Raw genomic sequence first — 23,681 nt, forward strand, 5'->3', positions numbered from 1 at the left:
TTTTGTCAAATTAATATTTTCCTCACAATATTTCATTGTGGTATTGATATGCTTTAAAGTCAACGGTTAAACTATTACCAATACTAATTAAAAAATGAATTACATGAATATATTCTTCTAATAAAATATCTTTTGCTGAAGCTGGTTTGACACTTCAATATTTAAAATCACGTTGTTCATTAATAAATTCTGATAACTCAAATAAAAAAGCTAAAATTCGTTTCTCAAATGTTTCATTATCATTCTTTAATTTTGTAGAAAACTCTTGATATTTATAAAATATACCTAAAATTAGGTATATTTTTAATATAAGAGGTGAATAATTAATGGAAAAAATAATTGAAGAATTAATAAATAGTTTAACAGATGATTAATTTTTATAATTTCATGAAAAAGTCAAAAAAAAAGCAGAATTAATTAAAAAACAAAAACGCTTTAATGAAATTGATCAAAAATTTAGGGATAAAGGTATTAAATGTCCTAATTGTCAATCTTTTTATTGTGTTAAAAATGGTCATAATTCTGAAGGAAAACAAAAATATTTATGCAAAAAATGTCGTGCTAGTTTTGATTCTTTTCGTGATCATTTTACGTATTGAAGTCATTTAAATTATGGAATGGCAACACTTTTTAGGGCACTTTTTATATAGACATTTGTTTTCTAAAAGTAACTGGAGATAAATAATTTAAACTGCCATGAATTCGAATATTGTTATATCAATGCACAAAATCAAAAAGTTCGTATTTTAATTGTGTTAAATTTTTAAATTTTTTACCCTTAATAAATTCAGTTTTAAAAGTTTTGTAAGTTGTTTCAGCCACAGCATTATCATAAGGGCAGCCTTTATTGCTTAATGATCTTTTAATATTAAAAGTTATTAAAATTTCATCAATGATTTTATTTTTAAACTCATTACCACGATCAGTATGAAATAGAGTTATTTGATTTAATGGTCGTGTTATTTTATGAAAAGCTTGTTGGACTAGTTCGGCTGTTTTATTCGGCCCAGCACTATAACCAATTATTTCACGATTAAACAAGTCAATTAATAAACAAATATAATGTCATTTAGCGCCAACTTGAACATATGTTAAATCACTAACAATAACTTCATTAGGTTTTTTGTTGTTAAATTGACGATTTAAAATATTATTAATTTGGTCATTATTGACTGTTGTTTTATGATTATGATATTTTAATTTGGTGTATTTAGAAACCAAATTATTTTTGATCATAAAGAATCTGATTTTTCGCCGCGATAAGATGATATCTTTTCTGTTTAAAATAACTTTAATTTTGCGAGCCCCATAAATTTTGCGACTTTTATTAAAGGCACTGATAATTTATTGTTCATAATTATTAACTTGCTTGTTAATACATTTATTAGTTTGATAATAATACGTTGATTTTAATAAACCCAAAATCTTACATATTTTTCTTACTGAATATTTTGTTTTGTTGTTATTAATTATTGTTATTTTTTGGCCATTATCAGTGCGGCTTGCTTTAAAATGTCATTTTCCATTTTCAAGTCTTTAAGTTCTTTTCGTAAAGTTATTATTTCATTTTCTTCTAGTGTGCGATTGTCTTTTGCTTTAAATGAACCAGAATTATTATAATTTTTAACTCAACTATAAATTAGAATGGCAACGCTTTTTAGGACACTTTTTATATAGACATTTTTTTTCTAAAAGTAACTGGAGATAAATAATTTAAACTGCCATGAATTCGAATATTGTTATATCAATGCACAAAATCAAAAAGTTCGTATTTTAATTGTGTTAAATTTTTAAATTTTTTACCCTTAATAAATTCAGTTTTAAAAGTTTTGTAAGTTTGGATAGGCTACAATTATTAGGACCATAATTATATAGACTTCAAAATTAGATAAAATTATTAAGAAAGAAGGAATATAAAAATGGGAAATAAAACTTCATACTCTGAAGAATTTAAAAAACAAATTGTCATGCTATATAAAAATGGTAAAAGTGTTATTAATCTAGGGCAAGAATATAATTTACCAAAACCAACTATTTATAGTTGAGTTAAAAATTATAATAATTCTGGTTCATTTAAAGCAAAAGACAATCGCACACTAGAATAAAATGAAATAATAACTTTACGAAAAGAACTTAAAGACTTGAAAATGGAAAATGACATTTTAAAGCAAGCCGCACTGATAATGGCCAAAAAATAACAATAATTAATAACAACAAAACAAAATATTCAGTAAGAAAAATATGTAAGATTTTGGGTTTATTAAAATCAACGTATTATTATCAAACTAATAAATGTATTAACAAGCAAGTTAATAATTATGAACAAGAAATTATCAGTGCCTTTAATAAAAGTCGCAAAATTTATGGGGCTCGCAAAATTAAAGTTATTTTAAACAGAAAAGATATCATCTTATCGCGGCGAAAAATCAGATTCTTTATGATCAAAAATAATTTGGTTTCTAAATACACCAAATTAAAATATCATAATCATAAAACAACAGTCAATAATGACCAAATTAATAATATTTTAAATCGTCAATTTAACAACAAAAAACCTAATGAAGTTATTGTTAGTGATTTAACATATGTTCAAGTTGGCGCTAAATGACATTATATTTGTTTATTAATTGACTTGTTTAATCGTGAAATAATTGGTTATAGTGCTGGTCCGAATAAAACAGCCGAACTAGTCCAACAAGCTTTTCATAAAATAACACGACCATTAAATCAAATAACTCTATTTCATACTGATCGTGGTAATGAGTTTAAAAATAAAATCATTGATGAAATTTTAATAACTTTTAATATTAAAAGATCATTAAGCAATAAAGGCTGCCCTTATGATAATGCTGTGGCTGAAACAACTTACAAAACTTTTAAAACTGAATTTATTAAGGGTAAAAAATTTAAAAATTTAACACAATTAAAATACTAACTTTTTGATTTTGTGCATTGATATAACAATATTCGAATTCATGGCAGTTTAAATTATTTATCTCCAGTTACTTTTAGAAAACAAATGTCTATATAAAAAGTGCCCTAAAAAGTGTTGCCATTCCAAATATTAAAAGTTTATATAATTTTCTTTTAAAATTATCATATTGATGATTTTTTTTATTTCATCAAGAGTTTTCTACAAAATTAAAATTATCATTTAAATTAAATTTTGTTAAAATGTACTTATCTAATTTTTTTAGTTTTCTAACAAATAATTAAAAGTATTGTTACTTAACATTTTTACTAATCTCCTTTGCAGTTCTCATTTGTCCTAAAATTGCTTTTGCACTAGGAACCTTATCATATTTCTTTACAATTCGCCCTGTTAACGAAGCAATAATTCGTTCTGAAGCAAATGGATCGCGTGGGTCATAAATTCAAGCATTATTAAAAATTGTTTCTACATTTTCTGCTCCCATTGTCCCAATGACAATAGCATGAAAGCGATTCCGACGTTGTTTTAATAAATTTATCTTTGTTATTAAATCAGGTGATAAATCAGAAGTTAAAAAGTCACTAATTAATAATAAATCAGCATTAAAATATTCATTACTATCCATTACTGTTAAAGTATGTTCTAATACTGGCTCAACATCTGTATCCCCAGCAAAACTTTTTGACAAAAATTCAATTAATTTTGGTAGTGAATCTTTTAAAGAAGATAAATTATAAACGTCTAAACTTTTAGAAAAATTAATCATGTAGCAAGGCCGATGCTCTGCTAAAGCAATTTTTGCAATTGCTAAAGAAAGGGCTTTGGCAATTTGTTCAGGACTACCTCGCATTGAATAAGAGGTATCAATTGATAAAATGATTGGTCCTTTTTCTTCAGGAACATATGTTTCAATTGTTCGTAATTTAATTTGTTCTTTGGGAACTTTATCTTGTGATAAAAATTCAAATGTTGTTAATTTTCCCTCAATATATTTTTTATAAAAAATATATTTTAAAACTGGATCTTTTAATAAAACTAATTCGACGGGAAACATATGTTCTAAATCCTTAGATTCAGTTGCCCCAATAATTTCTTCTGGTGAAGAACCAATTGGTTTTCATTCATAATCCATTACAATTTCTTCTAAAATTCGTTGTTCAATTAAATTACTTTCACCTTGGAAACGCCCTAATAATGTTGCAATTTCCATAATTGCTAGATTAGTTTCCAAAAATTTTGCAAACTTATCAATAGCTGACATATTAAGACCTTTTTTTAGTTCTGCTGGATTTCATATTTTGCCAAAAAAGTTTCATACTGTTTTTAATAGACTATTAGCTTTATTATAAATTTCTACTTTATTATATAAATCTTGCATAAACTTTGTTCTTAATTCTTCAATTTTTGCAAAACGATAATCATTAATTCTTTTAATTAAAATGGATTCTCAAATTCCAATAAAATCACGAAATAACATATTTGGATTATTGTTTTGTTTTTTATTAAATTCATAACGATAATAATTTAGCCGATCATAAAATGGTGAATTAACTTTAAATAAAAAATCTTGTGTTGAAGCATAATTCTTTTTTAAACCATCATAACCATTAACTTTAATCCAATGAAATAAATAAATTTCTTTTTCAATATTTGAATCTAACTTAATTTTCATAATTTCATTTTCAATTTGGTAATCATAAAAATTATTAATAGCTTGGTCAAACATTTCACTTAATCAACGGTTCGTTGTTTTCATCAGAGCAAACCTTGGATTAACTAAATCCGTATTTTTTAATGCTGTTAACTTATTAGCTAGTTGAACTCCCGCTTTTTGCTCTAAATATGGATTCACGTTAAATCCTCCCTTGTTTTACTCATTTAATTTTTTGTTGATTGTTCAAAATTACTATTATTTATTTTTTGCTCTGGGTTTGAAAAATGTTCTAACTCTAACCCATCTTCATTAAAATTTATTTTATTATCACTAAAGGCATTATTAACTGCTAACATAAAACGTTCTTTAAAAAAGAGACAATTTAAAGATAATAATCGTTCCTTTTCATCCGGAAAAGCAGTTGTTAAACTATCAATTTCCCGTTCAACAGCTAAAATTCTTTTTTCAAGTTTCGAATTATTATCCACTTTTGAATTTTTAATTTCAATTTTAATTTCTTCATTTGTTTTAATAATTTTAAAAGTACTATCATTAACATAACTAATCTCTGTTTGCAAAACATCTGCCATATTATCTAAATCTTCACCATAATATAATTCGATTAATGTGGGTTGTGTCTTATTATGACGAGCATCAATGAAATCCTCAACACGAATAAAGCAAATTGGATACTGTTGATTTTTTCAAAAAATTCGATGAAATGTTCCTTGTAATTTCCCATCAAAAACATCCAAATATTCACTTTTGCGACTATTAACTTCTTGGATATCTTCATATCGAGATGATAATTCTTCTAATTCTTTGCTTAAACGATTCTTTTTTTCACGAACATCATACGTTAAATCATCTAAATAAAATTCATTAAAAATAGCATTATATGTTTCTTCTTGTTGTTCATCATCTCAAATACAATATGGAATGACTAACCAATCAGCTTTATCAACTGTATCACGACCATTATAAAATGCTGAAGATTTCATTAAACGAGCAATCTTCTTTCAACGACGATCTGAAATATAATATTCACCTTCAGTAGCAATATACATTGCTTTTCGAAATCGAGAAATAAAATCAAAAGTTACTGGTGTTATTTTAATCTTATTAATTTCTTTTCGTCATGTATCATATTCTTCATGTGTAATTTGTAAAGCTTCATCAACTTTTACATCCAATTCAGTTACTCCAGCAATCATATCATTAAAGTTTTCTTCATCTTTTAGCCCTTGTGCAATATAACGAATAATAAAACGGTCATATAAAGCTTCAAGACCTTGCCCTTCTGCTGGCAACTCATTTGACGCTGAAATTAATAATTTCATTGGCACTTTTATATCTACTCCAGCATTACGAAAAATCTTTTCATTAATAATTGTTAATAAAGTATTTTGAATTGATGGTCCTGCTTTTCAAATTTCATCTAAGAATACAATTTCGGCGGTTGGTAAATATTTATCAATTAAGCGCTTATACACTCCTTTTTGTAAATCTTCAATTGAGATTGGTCCAAAAATTTCTTCTGGTGTCGAAAAACGATTCATTAAATATTCAAAAATAGTACCATTTTTAAAAGCATGTTTTAAACGACGAGAAACTAACGATTTAGCAATTCCGGGTTTTCCTAAAAGAAAAATTGATTCACCACTTAGCATCGCTAACATTGCTAAATTAAAAATTTCTTCTTTTTCATAAACATTTTGTTGTAATTGTTTGGTTAATTCTTCTAATCTTTCTGTAAGTGACATCATTGTCTTCTTTTCTCCTAAACTTCTAAATTAATTCTTCGTTTAACATCATCTGATTTAACAATTAAGAGGCATGCTCCAACAATTCAAATAAAAGTAATTATTAGAACCAAAACAATAAAAAATAATAATCAAATATTAATTGGTTCAGCGGGATTTCCTTTAATACTTCCTAGAATCAATAAAATTGCACATAAAATTTCAACAAATAAAAAATATAAAATTGCTAACATAATATAAGCAATACCTCATCCATAAATAGCACCAGCAGTTCGGACCATTGTCATCGGAATAAAATATAATAAACTAAATAATAAACTAAGAAATAAAAACCCATAACTTAAAAGGTCTTTAACATAAATCTCAGCAAAAACTTTAATATTTGGATCAAGATAATTACTTAAAGAAACTAAAATTGCCTTTTGACCAATAAAATAAGCTAAAACAATTGCTACTAACTGTCCAAAAATAATAAAACTTCGCCCTACTCGTTCAAGTGGACTATCCCAAAACATTCGTCGTTGTGAAAAATCATTGTGTTGAGTTGGTGAAAAATAACTAAAACGTTTCTGCTCTTGTTTAGATAATTCTTTAACTTCCTCCTCATATTTTCGGCGTTCTTCTTCAGTATCAAGCAACTCTAAATCTGGAAATTTACTTCCATATGTTGGCTTATTTTTAAACATTTTGTTCCCCCTTTGGTATTTAACCATATTTTAATTTGTGTAAACATTTTAACATTTTCCCTAAATTTAGGCAATTAAATTATTTTTTGGGTCGTATAAAGAAAATAAGGGTTTTTATTTTTAAATGTTATTTAGTTTAATAAATTAAAAAGGTATTTTTTTTATTTGTCTAAAACCCTTATTTTCTTTATACGACCTAAATTATCTGGTTTTGCAACCCAATTAGAATCAACTAATGCTTTTGACAATTGTGAATTAACCTTTTTTGTAATTTTATAATCTAACAAAATAGCATTTGCTCATGGATTTTTTTAATTTTGTAGAAAACTCTTGATTAAATAAAAAAAATCATCAATATGATAACTTTAAAAGAAAATTATATAAACTTTTAATATTGTTATTTAACTTTTTTATACGTTAAAATATAATACCGATGATTGTTGGTTTGGCGTTAAACCTTTATGCTGGTATTTTCATTTTCAGAGATTTAAATAATTTTGAATGTTCGTGAAACCTAAGCCATGATAATGAATTAAGGATTCTTTAAGATTTGATTGTAATTTACTAATTTTATTTAACTTACGATAACTAGCATCAGGATTTGTAATAGTTTTAGTTGCTAATAAAATAGAATTTGTTTGTTTTGCTACTAATAAATATAATGGTTGCATGTCAGAAATAATAATTGAATTTTCTTTGATTAATTGTTTATTAATATTTTCAATAATTCACTGTTTTTGTAATCGTTTTGTGTTGGTTGATTTAACATAAATATTATTATTGCTATCAACAGCCATTTGAATACAACATTTAGTGTTGGTTGAAAATGAATCAAGATGAATTTTTCTTTTATCAAATTTATCTTTAAAATTACCTTTGTGGATTTCTTTAATAAATGTTTCATCGATTTGAATTTGGCCATTTAACGTTTTAAATTTTAATTGGGTGTTTTCTAATTGTTTTGATTTCATTATTTTTTGGCGATTATATCAAGCGGTTTTCGGTGATGTTTTAATAAAGCGGGAAATCATTTTACTAGATTGGCCTAATAATGAAATTTGAATCAATAAATTTCACTGTTCATAATTTAAATGACTTCAATACGTAAAATGATCACGAAAAGCATCAAAACTAGCACGACATTTTTTGCATAAATATTTTTGTTTTCCTTCACGATTATGACCATTTTTAACACAATAAAAAGATTGACAATTAGGACATTTAATACCTTTATCCCTAAATTTTTGATCAATTTCATTTAAGCGTTTTTGTTTTTTAATTAATTCTGCTTCTTTTTTGAATTTTTCATGAAATTCTAAAAATTAATCATCTGTTAAAATATTTATTAATTCTTCAATTATTTTTTCCATTAATTATTCACCTCTTATATTAAGAATATACCTAATTTTAGGTATATTTTATAAATATTAAATATCAAGAGTTTTCTACAAAATTAAAGTGGATTTTTATCATGATAAAAAGAAGCGGCAATAATTTAGTAAATAACTCCACCTAACCCAGCAGTAATTGCTATTATTGCAATAATAGCAAAAAGATTTAAATTTGCTTTCCGAGAAATTTTTCGACGAACTGGTTGAGTTGTTAATTCCGCCACATTATTATTGTTATCTTCTTTTTTCATTAATACACTCTCCTCTAATATTTATTATATTATTCTTGTTTAGGTGATTTTAAAACTTCTTATTGTTATTGCTCTTCTAAAACAGGTTTTTGCACATAAATATTTTTTTCCTTTAAATGATTTAAACTATACTTTTCTTTATTATAATTAATTGTTTCTAATTCAACAAGGCGCTGACGTTGTAATTCTAAAGTTGCTAATTTTGTTTCTACTTGTTTCATTTGTTCTTCATCTGCTAAATACTCAAATTTTTTTCGTAAAATTCATTGTTTTTTTACTTCACGTCATAATAAAAAATATGATAAAAAAATTACTAAAAAACAAATAATAAGTAAAGTAAAACCCACAATAAAATAATTATTAATAGTATTAAACATATTCATAAAAATTACTGCTAAGGTAAAACATGTTGTATAATATGTTACTGCAAAAATACTTGAAATAATAATTCAACTTTTAAAACTAGCTGCTTTTTTTAATTTTACATATGGCAAACCAATAAAACAAAAGAAAAAACAAGCACAAATCAGACCAACAATACCAGCAATAATATAATGTAATTCATAAGTTCGATGGGAAATAACACCTGTTAAATTTTTAATATTATTATAAGCCATTGCACAACCAGCACTAATAAAATAACCCATAAAAGTTCCTAAAATTGAAAAACTAATAACTAATAAACGTGCCGCAACTTCAATTCGTGTATTTCATTGGAGTGCTAATTCATCTCGTTTTGAACTAATTTTTGTTAACATAATAGTTTTTCTCCTTACTCTCTTAGTGCTCTAATTTGATTTGCTATTTCATTTTCTAATTTTATTTGATATTTTTTACGATCACTTTTTAAAAATAAGCACCCCAATATAAAACAACAAAAAGCAATAATCGCAATTGAAGGTAACACAAATGGGTTAATATTTAATCCAGCAACTGAATTTTTAGCATAAATAAATTGTAAAATAGCTAATCCAAGAATTGAAGAGCATTTAATATTGCCTACAATACTAACAATAATTATTCAAATATTAACAGTTTTTAATGTTTTAGTAATTAAAATTGGAATTGTTATAAAAAAGAATGTTGTAACCCATAAAATAGCTAATAAAATAATTATTCCAATTACAATTGGTTGACCAATTGCTACAATTTGATCAGTAAATGGAGTTTTAAATTTTGATAATAAAGAAATAATAAATTGTGCTCCTACCTGCCCTAACGTTGGAATATATATTAGAGCAACTACAATTAACAATAATTGTGAAAAGACAATTAAAGTTCTCGCTATTGTTTCACTTTTAGTAGAAAAATAATACTTACTTGCTTCAATGTTGTATTGATAAGGCAACGGACGAATTTGTTGTTTTCGATTTAATTCATATTCCCCTAATGATTTTACGGTGTGATCAATAACAGTTTTATCTAAATTTTTCAAAACTAACGGACGATTATCAACAACAAACTGCATTTTTTTCAATACTTTTGCTGATTGTTCTTGATTTATTGTTTTACTATTTTTTGTTTTTTTCATTAAAGCACTTTCCTATTCAACTATTTTTAATTTAGAACTAAAATCTAAACTTTCAGCAACAGCAAGGTTAATTCGTTTCTGCTGACGAATTGCTGAGAATCATAATAAAAAACTACCTCAAAATAACATTAACATACAAAGCCCAGCCATAATTACCCCTGGTAAATTTAGCCGAACAGGAATATAAAGATATGCAATAATGCTTAATCCTAACATTAGTAAAACAAAGATGCATCCGACTGTATTAAAAATAATTCCAGTTACCTTTAAAAGCTTAATATTACGAACAATTAATGTTGGAATTACAAATATTAAAGAAAAGATAATCCCAAACAGAGCAATAACAATGGTAAGACCACGAAAAACACCATCAGCTAAACCAAAATTATTAAAAACGGCAGGAATTGGTAATTTACTAGTTGCAATCATTGCTAAAGAAGCTGATACAATAATAATTACTCCTAGCATAACTGCTTGTCCAATTAAAATCATAATTCTAGCAATAACTTCCGTTGGTGTAGTAAAATACATTCTTGTTAACCGAACATCATTTTTTTGAAAATCTTGTGTTGCTTTTTCCATCAATATCACCTAATTTAATAATTTCTCCCTTGTTTACAATGATTATAGCATTTTCTTTTAAAAATACTATCTTTCTTTTAATAAAAGGAAAAAAACTCTTCAAAAGAGAAGAGTTTTAAGGTTGATAAATTAAATTTATTTTTAGCATAAATGAACCATTAGCGAATTGGCCAGTTGATGTTTTAACCTTAATAATTAATTCTTGTTGTGGATTACTTTCTGTTGGGAAATTAAATTGTTCAATAAATTCTTCTGATTCTGTATCATAAGATAATAATTCTCATAAAATATTTGGCTGTTGTCCTTTTAAACTTGTATTTTTTATGATTCCATCATATAGGATTGTATTAACCATATTTTTTACTAATTCTTTTTTATCCGCTAATGTTATTGGTAAACTGCGAATAAATATTGGTAACATTGAACTTGTTAAAACAAGATCAAACTTAATTGGTGCAGTTGGGGTTAAATTTAATTTAAGAGTAACTTGACCTGTAAAAATAGCATTATTTTTAGATGAAAACTGCAACTCTAAAGGAATTTTATTATCACTACTACTTGCATCATATTTATTAATCTCTTCATCTAGTTGTTGACAAATTGACTCAAAGTAGTTTCAATCCGTTTGAATTTTGGAAAGCCCAAAAGTTGGCTTATCTTCATCAATAAATATTGGTTTTTTAATAATATCGCCTCAAATTTGATTAACTAAATATGGCACTTGGTTGTCCGAACTACCTTGTTTTCTTGGCACAAATTTATAAGTTTTATGGGATAAATCAACTACGGGGTTTCCTTCGATTGGCGTATTAACCATCTTAATTTGACCGTGAACAGTAACTTTAAAGTCGCGACCAGCATCCTCTTGTTTTCCAGAAATATTCATTACATAAGATTCTCATTTTCCACTTTTTTCAGTTTCTTTTAAAGCATTACTTAGTCTGTCTAGGTCTTGACGTTTAAAATTCACTAAATCACGTGATAAATGCCAATTTCATTCCTTATTATTAATCGGTTTATTTCATACTAAATCTAAAACTGAGTTTGTTGTGTGATTATCATCTTTAGCAAATAAAATTGGCTCTAATGCTAATAAACCAGGATCAATTCCTTGATTAATTAATGTTAATGTGATTTCAATATCGCCTTTAAACATTGGGTCAGTGTTAAGATTAAGTGCCTGCAAAGTAACTTTTTCTCTTCGCCCAATATTAGGTCAATTCTTATTAAATATTGATTGTCAACTTGTGGTATCAAAATTAGTTAATGGTGGTCCGGCATTAATGTTTGCTTCACGCATTGATAATTTTCAAATTCAATCTTTATCAACATTTGGCCGTTCTTGTTGAGTTACAACAATTGGAATTGATAATTCTATTGTTGGTGGTAATTCAATTTGATCTTTAACAATAAACCCAACAACTCGCATATAATGATGAATGTTTTCATTAATTGGTGTTGCTAAAAAATTCAACTCTGTAGTACCACCAATACTTGGTTCTATTATAGTACTTCAATCAATTTGATAGTCATTATAATCACTTGAAACTTGCGGATCATCGTTAAACTGTTGTTTAACTTCTCTTCACACTAAGTCATATAACTTTGCTGGTTCTAAGTTATTCTGCTGTAATTTCAAATTAACCACAGCACGATAACTAATAATGCTTAATTTAATTGTAATTGTCCCACTAAAAAGACTCGTTGGCGTATTTGCTTTGCCATTATATTCAGCAAGCATTGTTACAGGTAATGCTATGTTATAATCGCCTGGCAATTGAAAACCTGATATATCATAAGTTTCTGCATCAATTGGCGTTTCTGGTTTAAAACTACCAACGGCCTTTTCTCAAATCTCATTATATAATTCCTCAACATTTTCATATTTTGTGACATCTCATACATTTTCTAAGTTAACAGTTTGACTAATATCCATTGACAACTTTTTAACTAAAGTAAAACGAATGGTAACCGAACCAATATATTGAATATCTTCATCGTGGCGAATTGTTAAAACAACATATCCAGTTTGTGGCGTATTAGCAGTAACCGGTTTTACCATATCTTCCGAATCAGTAATTTCAAAAAAATCTAAAAGTAAATCTTGATAAATCCTTCCTTCAATTTTTGCTTGATTAAAAATTAATTCTTCTACAGCCATATTATCATCATTAACAATAACATTATTAGTTAAAGTAAATTCCGTTGAAATATTCTCTCTTCCAGCAATTTTTGATGGAGAAGGCGTTCCGCACGATATAACAATAGCTATCAGAGCACTTGTAGTCAGAAATGTTGTTAGAAGTATTAAAATTTTACTCATTTAAATCCCTTTCTTTTCAAACATTAATACTTACTATCATTATATCCATTTTTCATATTTTATACATAAATTTTAAATATAATTAATGTTAAAACAGAAAGTAATTGCTTGAAGATGCTCTGGAACATTTTCTTTTGCTTTTAATTCTAATTTAATATCAAGAACAGTTAAATTACTATATTTTTCTTCACTGCTAGTTTGCAATGCATAAAATCAATCATTAAAAGTAGCGGCACTATTATGATAATTATTTAAAGGTGTAAATGTGATAATATCTTCTGCAATTCCATTAGCATAATCTATTTGTGATACATTATCACTAATGTTTAAATTGTTCCCTACAATTTGACTAATATTTTTTATAAATTCCCATGTACGATTAACAATTTGTCTTTGTAGCATTGTTTTAAATGAAGTTACATCATATGGAATATTTCGAACATCAATATCAATGTAATTTAATGGTTTTTGTGCTCCATATAAATTAGCACTTCAATATTTTGTAAATAAAGTATTTCGTTTTTGTTTATCACTAATTAAATAGGCATCATGATCGCCAGGATTAGCTAAATTAGTAATTGAATGTAATGATGGTTGATCAATTATTACATAGTTTGTTTTTGCCACTTGATTATTACTAAAACTAATTGTTAAATCGCCATTTTCTTGAATCGTTCTTTTAACAACAGTATAATCTGCTTTTTTAATTATTCCATATGATTGAAACGGTAAAATATTTCAATCATAAACTCATTTATATTTTGAACTATTAGGGTTACTCAAAACATCTTCTTGTAATTCTCTAATTTCTGTTGCTAATGAATATTTTCCATTTAAAGCATCTTTAATTTGCTGTCCCAGTAAATTTGCAATCACATTTTGAATTGTTTCACCTTGCGGTAAAAACATAAAGTAAAATTGCTCTGGTTGGTTAACATTTAAACGTTTTGGTTGAAGATGTTGATATCAAAATTGTCACTCTGTTGGTACAAGTTCTTTTGGCAAGACTAAACCACGATTTTGTGATGTTTCTAAAATATTAATTAAGAAAATTAATAATTGTGGAATATATTTACCATTAATTTGAGTATCTGTTTTTGCAAAACTTTGCTCTGAATCACCCTTTTTATATTCTGACTGAATTACCCGATTAATATCAAGCATGTAATGCGTACTATCAATAGCAGTTCCTGGAAACAGTTGATCATTTGGATTAACACTTGAAATAGCAAAATTACTATATGGATTATAATCACCAATAAATTCTTTATCATTTCCTTTATTTTCTGCATAAAAAGCAGCAAAACGTTCTTTATAAGCAGCATAAACTTGATCTGCCAACGCCAAACTGTCATTAGTACCATTAATCATAATATTATTAGCTTGTTCACCTAGGACATTTGTTTGTTTTTCTCAAACTGTTGGTTTTAAATCATCTTTGTTTCTTGTTTCTCCTAATTTAAAACTTAAAAAGTTTGATAAAAATCCTTCATTTCCAACAAATAGGGTTGGCATTCAAACCAGATTTTTTTGGATTACGTCCTCGTATTTGATTTTTAAAAATAATAAATTTTTCATCAAACTAAATTGGTTTTGTTGCACATCAGCAAGACTTAACTGTTGTGTCCCTCGTGAATCAGTATAAATATCTAAAATTTGAATTTGCTTAGGATCTTTGTATTTATTCTTAAAAAAGATATTGTTTGTAATGTATAAACTAGGTGCTTTTTCAAAAATTAAATTATAAGCATATTCTAATCGTAATGATCTCGCACGAGCGCGAGTTTGTGCAACTTGTCCAGTATTATGGTCAGCAGGAATTTCATAAGTTTCAAAAACCGGAGTTGTTGTTGTATTATCGCGTAGTTCTGTTTTTGCAAAGTTAACTTCAAAATAATCCCCATAATTAACATCGGGCAAGGGTCGTCTATCAGTTTCAATTCCACCATAATTTAAAATATTTGCTAAAAATGACACGCCAAAATAAGCAGAGGGAATTAAAGCACTAATATATAACACAGCACAAATTGCGGCAAGTCACCATTTTTTACGTGATGCTACAGTAACATTCTTTGTTAAGTTATTAAGTTTATGTCAACTACCTGGTTTTCTTGCCATTGAAATCTCCTTTATTAAGCTTAATAATAGACCTATTGAATGGGTTTATTATAACAAAATTAATTTTAAATGCAAAGCAGCATTTTTGAACAAAATTAAGCTTTTTAATTGTGATGTGGAACCTCATTTTGGACACTTTATTAAAAAAACTTTATATTGTTAATCGTTCAAGATTATATCAATTAAAATATAAATTTGTTTGGTATTTAAACTCATCAAAAGTATATTCCAGTTTATCTAATGCTTCTTTTTTAAAAATATTTCATAAAGATTCAATATGAGGATTATCTTTTAAACATCCAACTCATGACATGCTAATTTTACATCCAGCATATTTTAACATTCAATTGTATTCATAACTTTTAAATTCGGAACCATTATCACTATGAATAATTAAATTTTTTAATGAATTTTGAACTAAATTATGGTTAATAGCGTTTTAAAAAGCTTCTTTTACTAATGGAAATTCTTTAGTTTGATTAATTACTCAACCAAGGACTTTTTTTGTAAAAATATCTTTAAAAGCACATACAAAATATTTATTGTTTGCATAATGCTTTTCAGTAATATCAACAACTCACACTTCATTTGAATGTGTTACTTTAAAAGGAAATTTAAATAACTACTCATATTTACCTTTTAAATACTCTTTTGGTACCTTTACTTTTCGTTTAATAGGTTCATTAATTGGTTTTAAATTAGCTATTTTTAAATATCTACGAACTTTTTTAACCGAGCATTTTAGCCCAATTGTATTTAAAGATAAAGTAATTCGCTTAACCCCATATGTTTGTCTACCTATTTTATAAAACACATTTTTAATTATTTTATAAAATGTGTAATAAATTTTTTTACTACTATTTGGTTTTCCTTTTTTTATTCAATCATAATAGGCACTTTTAGCTAAATGCAATAAATAACATGTTTTTCTAACTGATTTAAATTTTAATAAATATTCAGTAATTATTTTACATTTTTCAATTTTTTTGTTCGTTGCTGCAATCACCTTTAATCTTTGATTCAACTTTTTTTGCATTTCAACTTGTCACTTTAATTCCTAAATTTCTTGCTGAGATAATCGTAATTTTGCTTCTAATTCTTTGATTCTTGTTTGATCAAATGAAATATTGCGAAGACCATTTTTCCCATAAATCTTGTAGTTTTTAATCCATTTTTGTAAAGTTGGTGAACTAATATTATATAGGATAGTTTGTGCTTTAATAGTTATTTTATTTTCTAAATATTCTTTTACAATTTTTTATTTTTCATCTGGCGGATAATGTTTTGTAAACAAAAACCTCTATTCTTTCAATCATATTTTAACTTATTTTCTAGTTAAAAGTTTATTAAGTGTCCGAAGAAAGGTTACCCTATCAAATCTTTTTAATTGTTCTTTTTAAATAAAAAAAGTTACTTCTGTAACTTTAAATATGAATTGCATGGCCTTCTAAACCATGGGCAACTTCCATAATAATTTCTGATAGGGTTGGATGTGGGTGAACTGTTTTTGCCAATTCATGAATTGTCCCTTCTGTTTCCATACAGGCAGTAATTCCAGAAATCATATCTGTTGCTGCAACAGCAACAATATGTACTCCTAAAATTTCGTAATATTTTGGATCACATAAAATTTTAACAAAACCATCAGTTTAACCATCAGCTATTGCTTTACCATTTGCTGATAACGGAAATTTAAATGCTTTATAAGCAATTTTAGCTTTAATTGCTTGCTCTTCAGTAATTCCAACTGTTGCTACTTCTGGGAATGATTAAATGCACGAAGGAATTCGATTATAATTCATTTTTGCATTTTTTCCTTTAATATTATCAATTACTAAAATTCCTTGTGTTGAAGCAACATTAGCTAGCATCGCGCGTCCCACAACATCTCCAATTGCATAAACACCTAGCAATTTTGTTTTACATTGCTCATCAACTTCAATGTTTTTTCTTTCTCCGATTCTTAACCCTATGTTTTCAAAACCAGTTGTTACTGGTGTTCGGCCAACTGAAACTAAGCAATAATCTGATGTTAGTTTTACTTCTTTACAGTCATTATTATCATAAATTACTGATTTACCTTTAATTGCTTTAATTTTCACTGAAGTTTCAATTTTTACCTTATTTTTAATCAACAATTTTGTTAATTCTTCACGAATATTTTTATCCAATAACTCTAAAATAGTGCTAAACCTCGCAAAATTGTTACTTCGGTTCCTAAACGATGATATAAGCAAGCAAATTCAATACCAATTACACCACCACCAATAATAATTAATTTTTTTGAAATTGCTGGTAATGATAAAGCTTCTGTTGATGATATAACATAACCAGCTTTTTCAGCTTGTTCAAACCCTGGTAATGGTAATCCACGTGAAACACTTCCAGCTGCAATAATTAAATTAGTACATAAATAACGTTTACCAGCAACTTCAACAGTATTTTTGTCAATTGCTTTTGCTTCGCCTTTAACTAGGTCAACTTTATTTTTTTCAATAAAAATCCAACCCCTTTTGTTAATTGCGTTACTACTTTTGCTTTTCGTTCTTGCATTTTTACTCAATTTGGAGCTACTGCTGCTTTTGCAACATTAATACCATAATTGTCAGCATGTTTCATCATAACATATACTTTACTACTTTTTAATAACGCTTTTGTTGGAATACAACCAACATTTAAACAAACACCACCATAATATTCTTTTTCAATAATTAGTGTCTTTAAACCTTCTTGTGCTGCTTTAATCGCTGTAACATAACCGCCTGGACCTGCTCCAACAATAATTACATCATATTTGTTTTCCATTTCATAACCTCTTCTCTTACAATAATAATAAAGCTGGTGATTCTAGTAACTCTGTCACTCGTGCTAAAAAGCTGCCACCATCAGCACAATCAATTAAACGATGATCAATCGTTAACGATAATGGTAAGATTGAACTTATTTATATTTCATTATTTTTATTAATAACTGGTGCTTTTTTAATAATTCCAACCCCTAAGATTGCTACCTCTGGGAAATTAATTACTGATGTGGCAAATTTAATGCCCGCTGACCCAAAATTAGTAATTGTGAAGGTTCCATCTTTCATTTCATCAGGTTTTAATTTACGTTCACGTTTTTTTGCTGCTAAATCATTAATCATTTTTGCAATTTGCATAATATTTAACTGATCAACCCCTTTAACAACATGAACCATTAAACCAGTCGGTGTATCAGTTGCCATTCCAATATTATAGTAATCTTTAAAAATAATTTCTTGTTGTTCTTGTTGTTCTTGATCGTATGACGAATTTAAAATTGGAAAATCTTTTAAAGCAATTGCACAAGCTTTCATAAAAAAAGACATATATGTTAACTTGGCTCCTTGTTGTTCTGCTTGTCCTTTTAATTGTGTTCTAATTTCAATTAATTTTGTTACATCAATATTTTTCATTAATGTTGTCTCAGCAATAACAGTTTTTGATAAAATCATTTGTTTTGCAATTGCTTTACGAATTAGTTACATTGCTTCGCGGCGAACAGAACCAGTTGCATTAATTTGCGGAATATCAATTGGCAATGTTGATAAAGTAGGACCAGTTGATACCCTTTTTGCCCCTTGGACTAAATCAGCTTTCATAATCTTACCGTTTGGTCCTGAACCTTGAATTTTTGTTAAATCAATTTTTAAATCAGCTGCCATTTTTCGCACAATTGGTGTTGATAAAACATTTTTATTATGATCAACATTAGTATTACCATTACTTGGCAAATGACGTGGCGCTAAAACGGTATTAGAAATAGGGACTGTTCCAACTACTCCTGCTGCTTTTTCTTCTTCAAACTGGTGCTACTGTTGGCTGTTCTGGAACCGCTGGTGCTGGACTATCGCCAGCAGTACCATCATTAATTTCAATTACTACATCACCAACATAAATTGTATCGCCAACTTTCATATTAATTTTGCTAACAATACCATCACATGGCGAATAAATCTCCGTATTAACTTTATCAGTTTCAACGGCAAACATTTCATCTCCGTCTTTAATTTTGTTACCAACTTTAGTCATAATGTTGGCCACTTTTCCTTCTGTTAATCCTTCACCCGATGTCGGCGAATTTAAATTTTACCATTTTTACTTTCAACTCCTATCTAAAATTTGTTTTAATTTTGTAGAAAACTCTTGATTAAATAAAAAAAATCATCAATATGATAACTTTAAAAGAAAATTATATAAACTTTTAATATTGTTATTTAACTTTTTTATACGTTAAAATATAATACCGATGATTGTTGGTTTGGCGTTAAACCTTTATGCTGGTATTTTCATTTTCAGAGATTTAAATAATTTTGAATGTTCGTGAAACATAAGCCATGATAATGAATTAAGGATTCTTTAAGATTTGATTGTAATTTACTAATTTTATTTAACTTCCGATAACTAGCATCAGGATTTGTACTAGTTTTATTTGCTAATAAAATAGAATTTGTTTGTTTTGCTACTAATAAATATAATGGTTGCATGTCAGAAATAATAATTGAATTTTCTTTGATTAATTGTTTATTAATATTTTCAATAATTCACTGTTTTTGTAATCGTTTTGTGTTGGTTGATTTAACATAAATATTATTATTGCTATCAACAGCCATTTGAACACAACATTTAGTGTTGGTTGAAAATGAATCAAGATGAATTTTTCTTTTATCAAATTTATCTTTAAAATTACCTTTGTGGATTTCTTTAATAAATGTTTCATCGATTTGAATTTGGCCATTTAACGTTTTAAATTTTAATTGGGTGTTTTCTAATTGTTTTGATTTCATTATTTTTTGGCGATTATATCAAGCGGTTTTCGGTGATGTTTTAATAAAGTGGGAAATCATTTTACTAGATTGGCTTAATAATGAAATTTGAATCAATAAATTTCACTGTTCATAATTTAAATGACTTCAATACGTAAAATGATCACGAAAAGCATCAAAACTAGCACGACATTTTTTGCATAAATATTTTTGTTTTCCTTAAGGATTATGACCATTTTTAACACAATAAAAAGATTGACAATTAGGACATTTAATACCTTTATCCCTAAATTTTTGTTCAATTTCATTTAAGCGTTTTTGTTTTTTAATTAATTCTGCTTCTTTTTTGACTTTTTCATGAAATTCTAAAAATTGATCATCTGTTAAACTATTTATTAATTCTTCAATTATTTTTTCCATTAATTATTAACCTCTTATATTAAAAATATACCTAATTTTAGGTATATTTTATAAATATCAAGAGTTTTCTACAAAATTAAAGAAAATTTGTAGTTAACTAATTCTTTAATTTTAACTACAATTTTTCGAACTGATGGTTGATGATAATGTTCACCACGATCAAATGGAATAATAATATCATAACCAGTTACTCGTCCCGCTGGGGCTTTTAAATATTCAAAACATTTTTTATTAACAGTTGTAATAACTTCAGATGCAACTGAAAATGAACGAACAGCTTCATGAACAACTAAAATTCGTCCTGTTTTTTTAACAGATTCAATAACGATTTCACGATCTCATGGTTGAATTGTTCGCAAATCAATTAAATCAGCATTAACAGAAAAACCTTCTTCTTTGAAATTGTCAAGAAAAATGGATACGAAAAAATAACTCTAGGAATGAAGTCTGTACTCAACGGGGCTCATTCCTTTTATTTTTGTTAAAGGACGGTAATTATTATAAAAATTTACATAATTATGTGTAACTTTCATTAAAACTTCTTTTGTTCTGTTGCTTTTAGGAATTAAATTTAAACATTCATATTTATAAGATTTAAATCACGTTTCACAACAACCATTATCAGCAGGATTGCCTTTCCGAGACATTGACATTCACATATCTAATTGACCAGTTAAAATATTTCATTTTTGTTTAATGTACTGAATATCATGATCACTATGGATTATTACATTTTTGGGTTTATTTCTTTTAACCCAAGCGTTTTTAAGACTTTGAAAAACAAAACCATTACTAAAATTAGATGAAATATTTCAATCAATAATTTCATCATTATTAATATCACGTATTATTGTTAAATAAAATGGTTTATTACTAGTAAGTAAATATGTTATATCAGTAACTCAAACTTGATTAATATCAGTGGTATAAAAATTACGTTTAAGTTTCCCATATTTATTAGTTTTTAATAATAAATTTGCTGTTTTACTATTTTCAGTAGATTCAGGATATTTGAATTTGGTTTTCTTATTAATTACCGATTTAATTCCTAAATTTTTCATATAACGATAAACAATATGCTCTGCCAGATTTAGATTTCACATTTTATTTATTAATTTTGTTAATAAACGATAACCATATTTTTGATTATAAAATAAATATGTTAATTTAATAATTCATGCTAAAGTCTTATCTCATTTGTTAAATTTAGAGTAACCTAATTTAATTCAATTATAAAATCCCGAATAACTTATTTCCAAAATTTTACACATTCATTTGACATTATATTTGCGCCGTAAATCACAAATAATTCTAAATTTTTTCTTTTTCGATAAGACGACAAACTTTTTTATGTCTTCTGATAAGTTAATATATTCAATTAATTCTTCTCGCGACATTAAATTTATATCAACATTTTTTTCTCTTCTTGGTTTATGTTTATGTGTTGTAGCTTGTTTACCATTTCCTCATTTTAAACCATATTCCCCATGTTTTTTAAATTAACTTCGTCATCGAATAATAGTTGTTGGATAGGCTACAATTATTAGGGCCATAATTATATAGACTTCAAAATTAGATAAAATTATTAAGAAAGAAGGAATATAAAAATGGGAAATAAAACTTCATACTCTGAAGAATTTAAAAAACAAATTGTCATGCTATATAAAAATGGTAAAATTGTTATTAATCTAGGGCAAGAATATAATTTACCAAAACCAACTATTTATAGTTGAGTTAAAAATTATAATAATTCTGGTTCATTTAAAAAAAAGACAATCGCACACTATAAGAAAATGAAATAATAACTTTACGAAAAGAACTTAAAGACTTGAAAATGGAAAATGACATTTTAAAGCAAGCCGCACTGATAATGGCCAAAAAATAACAATAATTAATAACAACAAAACAAAATATTCAGTAAGAAAAATATGTAAGATTTTGGGTTTATCAAAATCAACGTATTATTATCAAACTAATAAATGTATTAACAAGCAAGTTAATAATTATGAACAAGAAATTATCAGTGCCTTTAATAAAAGTCGCAAAATTTATGGGGCTCGCAAAATTAAAGTTATTTTTAACAGAAAAGATATCATCTTATCGCGGCGAAAAATCATATTCTTTATGATCAAAAATAATTTGGTTTCTAAATACACCAAATTAAAATATCATAATCATAAAACAACAGTCAATAATGACCAAATTAATAATATTTTAAATCGTCAATTTAACAACAAAAAACCTAATGAAGTTATTGTTAGTGATTTAACATATGTTCAAGTTGGCGCTAAATGACATTATATTTGTTTATTAATTGACTTGTTTAATCGTGAAATAATTGGTTATAGTGCTGGGCCGAATAAAACGGCCGAACTGGTCCAACAAGCTTTTCATAAAATAACACGACCATTAAATCAAATAACTCTATTTCATACTGATCGTGGTAATGAGTTTAAAAATAAAATCATTGATGAAATTTTAATAACTTTTAATATTAAAAGATCATTAAGCAATAAAGGCTGCCCTTATGATAATGCTGTGGCTGAAACAACTTACAAAACTTTTAAAACTGAATTTATTAAGGGTAAAAAATTTAAAAATTTAACACAATTAAAATACGAACTTTTTGATTTTGTGCATTGATATAACAATATTCGAATTCATGGCAGTTTAAATTATTTATCTCCAGTTACTTTTATAAAACAAATGTCTATATAAAAAGTGTCCTAAAAAGTGTTGCCATAAGACTGCACCCCAAAAAGTAAGTAAAATAAAAAAAGATTTTGTTAAATTTTTATAAGGGGTGCATTTTTATATGGCAAAAAAAGGACAAAAATATAACAAATATACATCAGAATTTAGAACAAAAATCATTGAGGAAATTAAACAAAAAAGTTGTTGAATAGTAGCAAAACAATATAATATAAATGCAAATACAGTATAATCTTGATGAACAAATCATAAAAAAGGAAAATTAAACAATCCTAAAGGACCTAAAATTTCTTTTGGCAAAAGAAATTTAGAATATTATAAAACAAGGTATGAATTATTAAAAAAGCTCCATGACTTTTACAATTAAGCAAACTAAGAATAGTCTCTTTTATTAAACAAAATTGTCGTGAATATTCAATAAAATTATTACTAGAAGTAACCGGGTTAAAACGTAGTTATTGAAATAAATATAAAAATTATGACAGTAGCAAAAAAGATAAAAAAGCAATAAATGATATTGTAAAAGTCTATG

The 23,681-nt window shown here is 26.6% G+C and carries 24 protein-coding genes and 7 pseudogenes; 4 read left to right on the top strand and 27 right to left on the bottom strand.

Annotated elements, in window-relative coordinates:
• Nucleotides 1-10: 10 nt before the first annotated feature.
• Nucleotides 11-352, bottom strand: a complete 342-nt coding sequence (locus tag AAHM76_RS07430) for a dUTPase (protein ID WP_342256867.1) — start codon at nt 350-352, stop codon at nt 11-13.
• A 118-nt stretch (nt 353-470) separates the two neighbouring features.
• Here AAHM76_RS07430 and AAHM76_RS08720 point away from each other — a divergent pair, with 118 nt between their 5' ends.
• A complete protein-coding gene (locus AAHM76_RS08720) occupies nt 471-650 on the top strand; it encodes an IS1/IS1595 family N-terminal zinc-binding domain-containing protein (protein WP_425289490.1) in 180 nt (59 codons plus the stop codon).
• On the opposite strand, the gene AAHM76_RS07435 is transcribed toward AAHM76_RS08720, so the two are convergent.
• Together AAHM76_RS07435 and AAHM76_RS08725 are read right to left on the bottom strand one after the other, a co-directional pair.
• A complete protein-coding gene (locus tag AAHM76_RS07435) occupies nt 643-1,344 on the bottom strand; it encodes an IS3 family transposase (protein ID WP_342256868.1) in 702 nt (233 codons plus the stop codon). The genes AAHM76_RS08720 and AAHM76_RS07435 overlap by 8 nt on opposite strands.
• A 325-nt stretch (nt 1,345-1,669) precedes the next feature.
• Nucleotides 1,670-1,843: an IS3 family transposase gene (locus AAHM76_RS08725; RefSeq protein ID WP_425289491.1), complete on the bottom strand. Its 174-nt coding sequence runs from the start codon at nt 1,841-1,843 to the stop codon at nt 1,670-1,672.
• 76 nt (nt 1,844-1,919) lie between these two features.
• On the opposite strand from AAHM76_RS08725, the pseudogene AAHM76_RS07440 reads away from it, so the two are divergent.
• Nucleotides 1,920-3,031, top strand: a pseudogene (locus AAHM76_RS07440) (IS3 family transposase).
• Nucleotides 3,032-3,224: 193 nt separating this feature from the next.
• Here AAHM76_RS07440 and AAHM76_RS07445 read toward each other — a convergent pair.
• The 24 genes and pseudogenes from AAHM76_RS07445 to AAHM76_RS07550 all read right to left on the bottom strand — a co-directional run bounded on the left by AAHM76_RS07445 (nt 3,225) and on the right by AAHM76_RS07550 (nt 21,696).
• The gene (locus AAHM76_RS07445) at nt 3,225-4,784 is read right to left on the bottom strand and encodes a two-component regulator system yiem receptor component protein (RefSeq protein WP_342255996.1); all 1,560 of its coding nucleotides are present in this window, start codon (nt 4,782-4,784) and stop codon (nt 3,225-3,227) included.
• 26 nt (nt 4,785-4,810) lie between these two features.
• Nucleotides 4,811-6,352, bottom strand: a complete 1,542-nt coding sequence (locus tag AAHM76_RS07450; RefSeq protein WP_342255997.1) for an AAA family ATPase — start codon at nt 6,350-6,352, stop codon at nt 4,811-4,813.
• Between the two features lie 14 nt (nt 6,353-6,366).
• Nucleotides 6,367-7,035, bottom strand: coding sequence for a hypothetical protein (locus AAHM76_RS07455; protein WP_342255998.1), 669 nt, complete (start codon nt 7,033-7,035; stop codon nt 6,367-6,369).
• A gap of 410 nt (nt 7,036-7,445) precedes the next feature.
• Nucleotides 7,446-8,102, bottom strand: coding sequence for a transposase (locus AAHM76_RS07460; protein WP_342255999.1), 657 nt, complete (start codon nt 8,100-8,102; stop codon nt 7,446-7,448).
• Nucleotides 8,103-8,204: 102 nt separating this feature from the next.
• Nucleotides 8,205-8,354, bottom strand: a pseudogene (locus tag AAHM76_RS08730) (hypothetical protein); the annotation flags it as partial.
• A gap of 176 nt (nt 8,355-8,530) precedes the next feature.
• Nucleotides 8,531-8,677: a hypothetical protein gene (locus tag AAHM76_RS07465; protein ID WP_342256000.1), complete on the bottom strand. Its 147-nt coding sequence runs from the start codon at nt 8,675-8,677 to the stop codon at nt 8,531-8,533.
• Nucleotides 8,678-8,742: 65 nt separating this feature from the next.
• Nucleotides 8,743-9,435, bottom strand: a complete 693-nt coding sequence (locus tag AAHM76_RS07470; protein ID WP_342256001.1) for a hypothetical protein — start codon at nt 9,433-9,435, stop codon at nt 8,743-8,745.
• A 14-nt stretch (nt 9,436-9,449) separates the two neighbouring features.
• The gene (locus AAHM76_RS07475) at nt 9,450-10,208 is read right to left on the bottom strand and encodes a hypothetical protein (RefSeq protein WP_342256002.1); all 759 of its coding nucleotides are present in this window, start codon (nt 10,206-10,208) and stop codon (nt 9,450-9,452) included.
• Between the two features lie 12 nt (nt 10,209-10,220).
• Nucleotides 10,221-10,790 (bottom strand): hypothetical protein, encoded by a 570-nt coding sequence (locus AAHM76_RS07480; protein ID WP_342256003.1) that lies wholly within the window; start codon nt 10,788-10,790, stop codon nt 10,221-10,223.
• Nucleotides 10,791-10,905: 115 nt separating this feature from the next.
• The gene (locus tag AAHM76_RS07485; RefSeq protein WP_342256004.1) at nt 10,906-13,113 is read right to left on the bottom strand and encodes a hypothetical protein; all 2,208 of its coding nucleotides are present in this window, start codon (nt 13,111-13,113) and stop codon (nt 10,906-10,908) included.
• Nucleotides 13,114-13,185: 72 nt separating this feature from the next.
• A complete protein-coding gene (locus AAHM76_RS07490) occupies nt 13,186-15,231 on the bottom strand; it encodes a hypothetical protein (RefSeq protein WP_342256005.1) in 2,046 nt (681 codons plus the stop codon).
• 151 nt (nt 15,232-15,382) lie between these two features.
• On the bottom strand, nt 15,383-15,544 hold the full coding sequence (locus AAHM76_RS07495; RefSeq protein WP_342256006.1) for a hypothetical protein: 162 nt from the start codon (nt 15,542-15,544) through the stop codon (nt 15,383-15,385).
• A 309-nt stretch (nt 15,545-15,853) separates the two neighbouring features.
• The gene (locus AAHM76_RS07500) at nt 15,854-16,255 is read right to left on the bottom strand and encodes an IS3 family transposase (RefSeq protein WP_342256007.1); all 402 of its coding nucleotides are present in this window, start codon (nt 16,253-16,255) and stop codon (nt 15,854-15,856) included.
• A 33-nt stretch (nt 16,256-16,288) separates the two neighbouring features.
• On the bottom strand, nt 16,289-16,486 hold the full coding sequence (locus AAHM76_RS08735) for a helix-turn-helix domain-containing protein (RefSeq protein ID WP_425289492.1): 198 nt from the start codon (nt 16,484-16,486) through the stop codon (nt 16,289-16,291).
• Nucleotides 16,487-16,655: 169 nt separating this feature from the next.
• Nucleotides 16,656-16,973: pseudogene (locus AAHM76_RS07505) on the bottom strand (hypothetical protein).
• A gap of 27 nt (nt 16,974-17,000) precedes the next feature.
• Nucleotides 17,001-17,794: pseudogene (locus AAHM76_RS07510) on the bottom strand (FAD-dependent oxidoreductase).
• Nucleotides 17,704-18,036 (bottom strand): FAD-dependent oxidoreductase, encoded by a 333-nt coding sequence (locus AAHM76_RS07515; protein ID WP_342256008.1) that lies wholly within the window; start codon nt 18,034-18,036, stop codon nt 17,704-17,706. The pseudogene AAHM76_RS07510 and the gene AAHM76_RS07515 overlap by 91 nt, the downstream one beginning before the upstream one ends.
• 16 nt (nt 18,037-18,052) lie before the next feature.
• Nucleotides 18,053-18,706 (bottom strand): annotated as a pseudogene (locus tag AAHM76_RS07520) (2-oxo acid dehydrogenase subunit E2).
• Between the two features lie 27 nt (nt 18,707-18,733).
• Nucleotides 18,734-18,985, bottom strand: a complete 252-nt coding sequence (locus AAHM76_RS07525) for an E3 binding domain-containing protein (RefSeq protein ID WP_342256009.1) — start codon at nt 18,983-18,985, stop codon at nt 18,734-18,736.
• 22 nt (nt 18,986-19,007) lie between these two features.
• Nucleotides 19,008-19,283, bottom strand: coding sequence for a biotin/lipoyl-containing protein (locus AAHM76_RS07530; protein WP_342256010.1), 276 nt, complete (start codon nt 19,281-19,283; stop codon nt 19,008-19,010).
• Between the two features lie 194 nt (nt 19,284-19,477).
• Entirely contained in the window at nt 19,478-20,134 is a 657-nt protein-coding gene (locus AAHM76_RS07535) for a transposase (protein WP_342256011.1), read from the bottom strand.
• Between the two features lie 102 nt (nt 20,135-20,236).
• Entirely contained in the window at nt 20,237-20,437 is a 201-nt protein-coding gene (locus AAHM76_RS07540; RefSeq protein ID WP_342256012.1) for a hypothetical protein, read from the bottom strand.
• A 68-nt stretch (nt 20,438-20,505) separates the two neighbouring features.
• A pseudogene (locus AAHM76_RS07545) lies at nt 20,506-20,835 on the bottom strand (transketolase C-terminal domain-containing protein); the annotation flags it as partial.
• A gap of 36 nt (nt 20,836-20,871) precedes the next feature.
• Nucleotides 20,872-21,696: an IS3 family transposase gene (locus AAHM76_RS07550; RefSeq protein WP_342256014.1), complete on the bottom strand. Its 825-nt coding sequence runs from the start codon at nt 21,694-21,696 to the stop codon at nt 20,872-20,874.
• Between the two features lie 348 nt (nt 21,697-22,044).
• On the opposite strand from AAHM76_RS07550, the pseudogene AAHM76_RS07555 reads away from it, so the two are divergent.
• Nucleotides 22,045-23,155 (top strand): annotated as a pseudogene (locus AAHM76_RS07555) (IS3 family transposase).
• 97 nt (nt 23,156-23,252) lie between these two features.
• On the top strand, nt 23,253-23,381 hold the full coding sequence (locus AAHM76_RS07560; RefSeq protein ID WP_342255839.1) for a hypothetical protein: 129 nt from the start codon (nt 23,253-23,255) through the stop codon (nt 23,379-23,381).
• The last annotated feature ends 300 nt before the right edge of the window (nt 23,382-23,681 follow it).

The organism is Spiroplasma endosymbiont of Poecilobothrus nobilitatus (assembly GCF_964030655.1).
Lineage (GTDB): Bacteria > Bacillota_I > Bacilli_A > Mycoplasmatales > Mycoplasmataceae > Spiroplasma.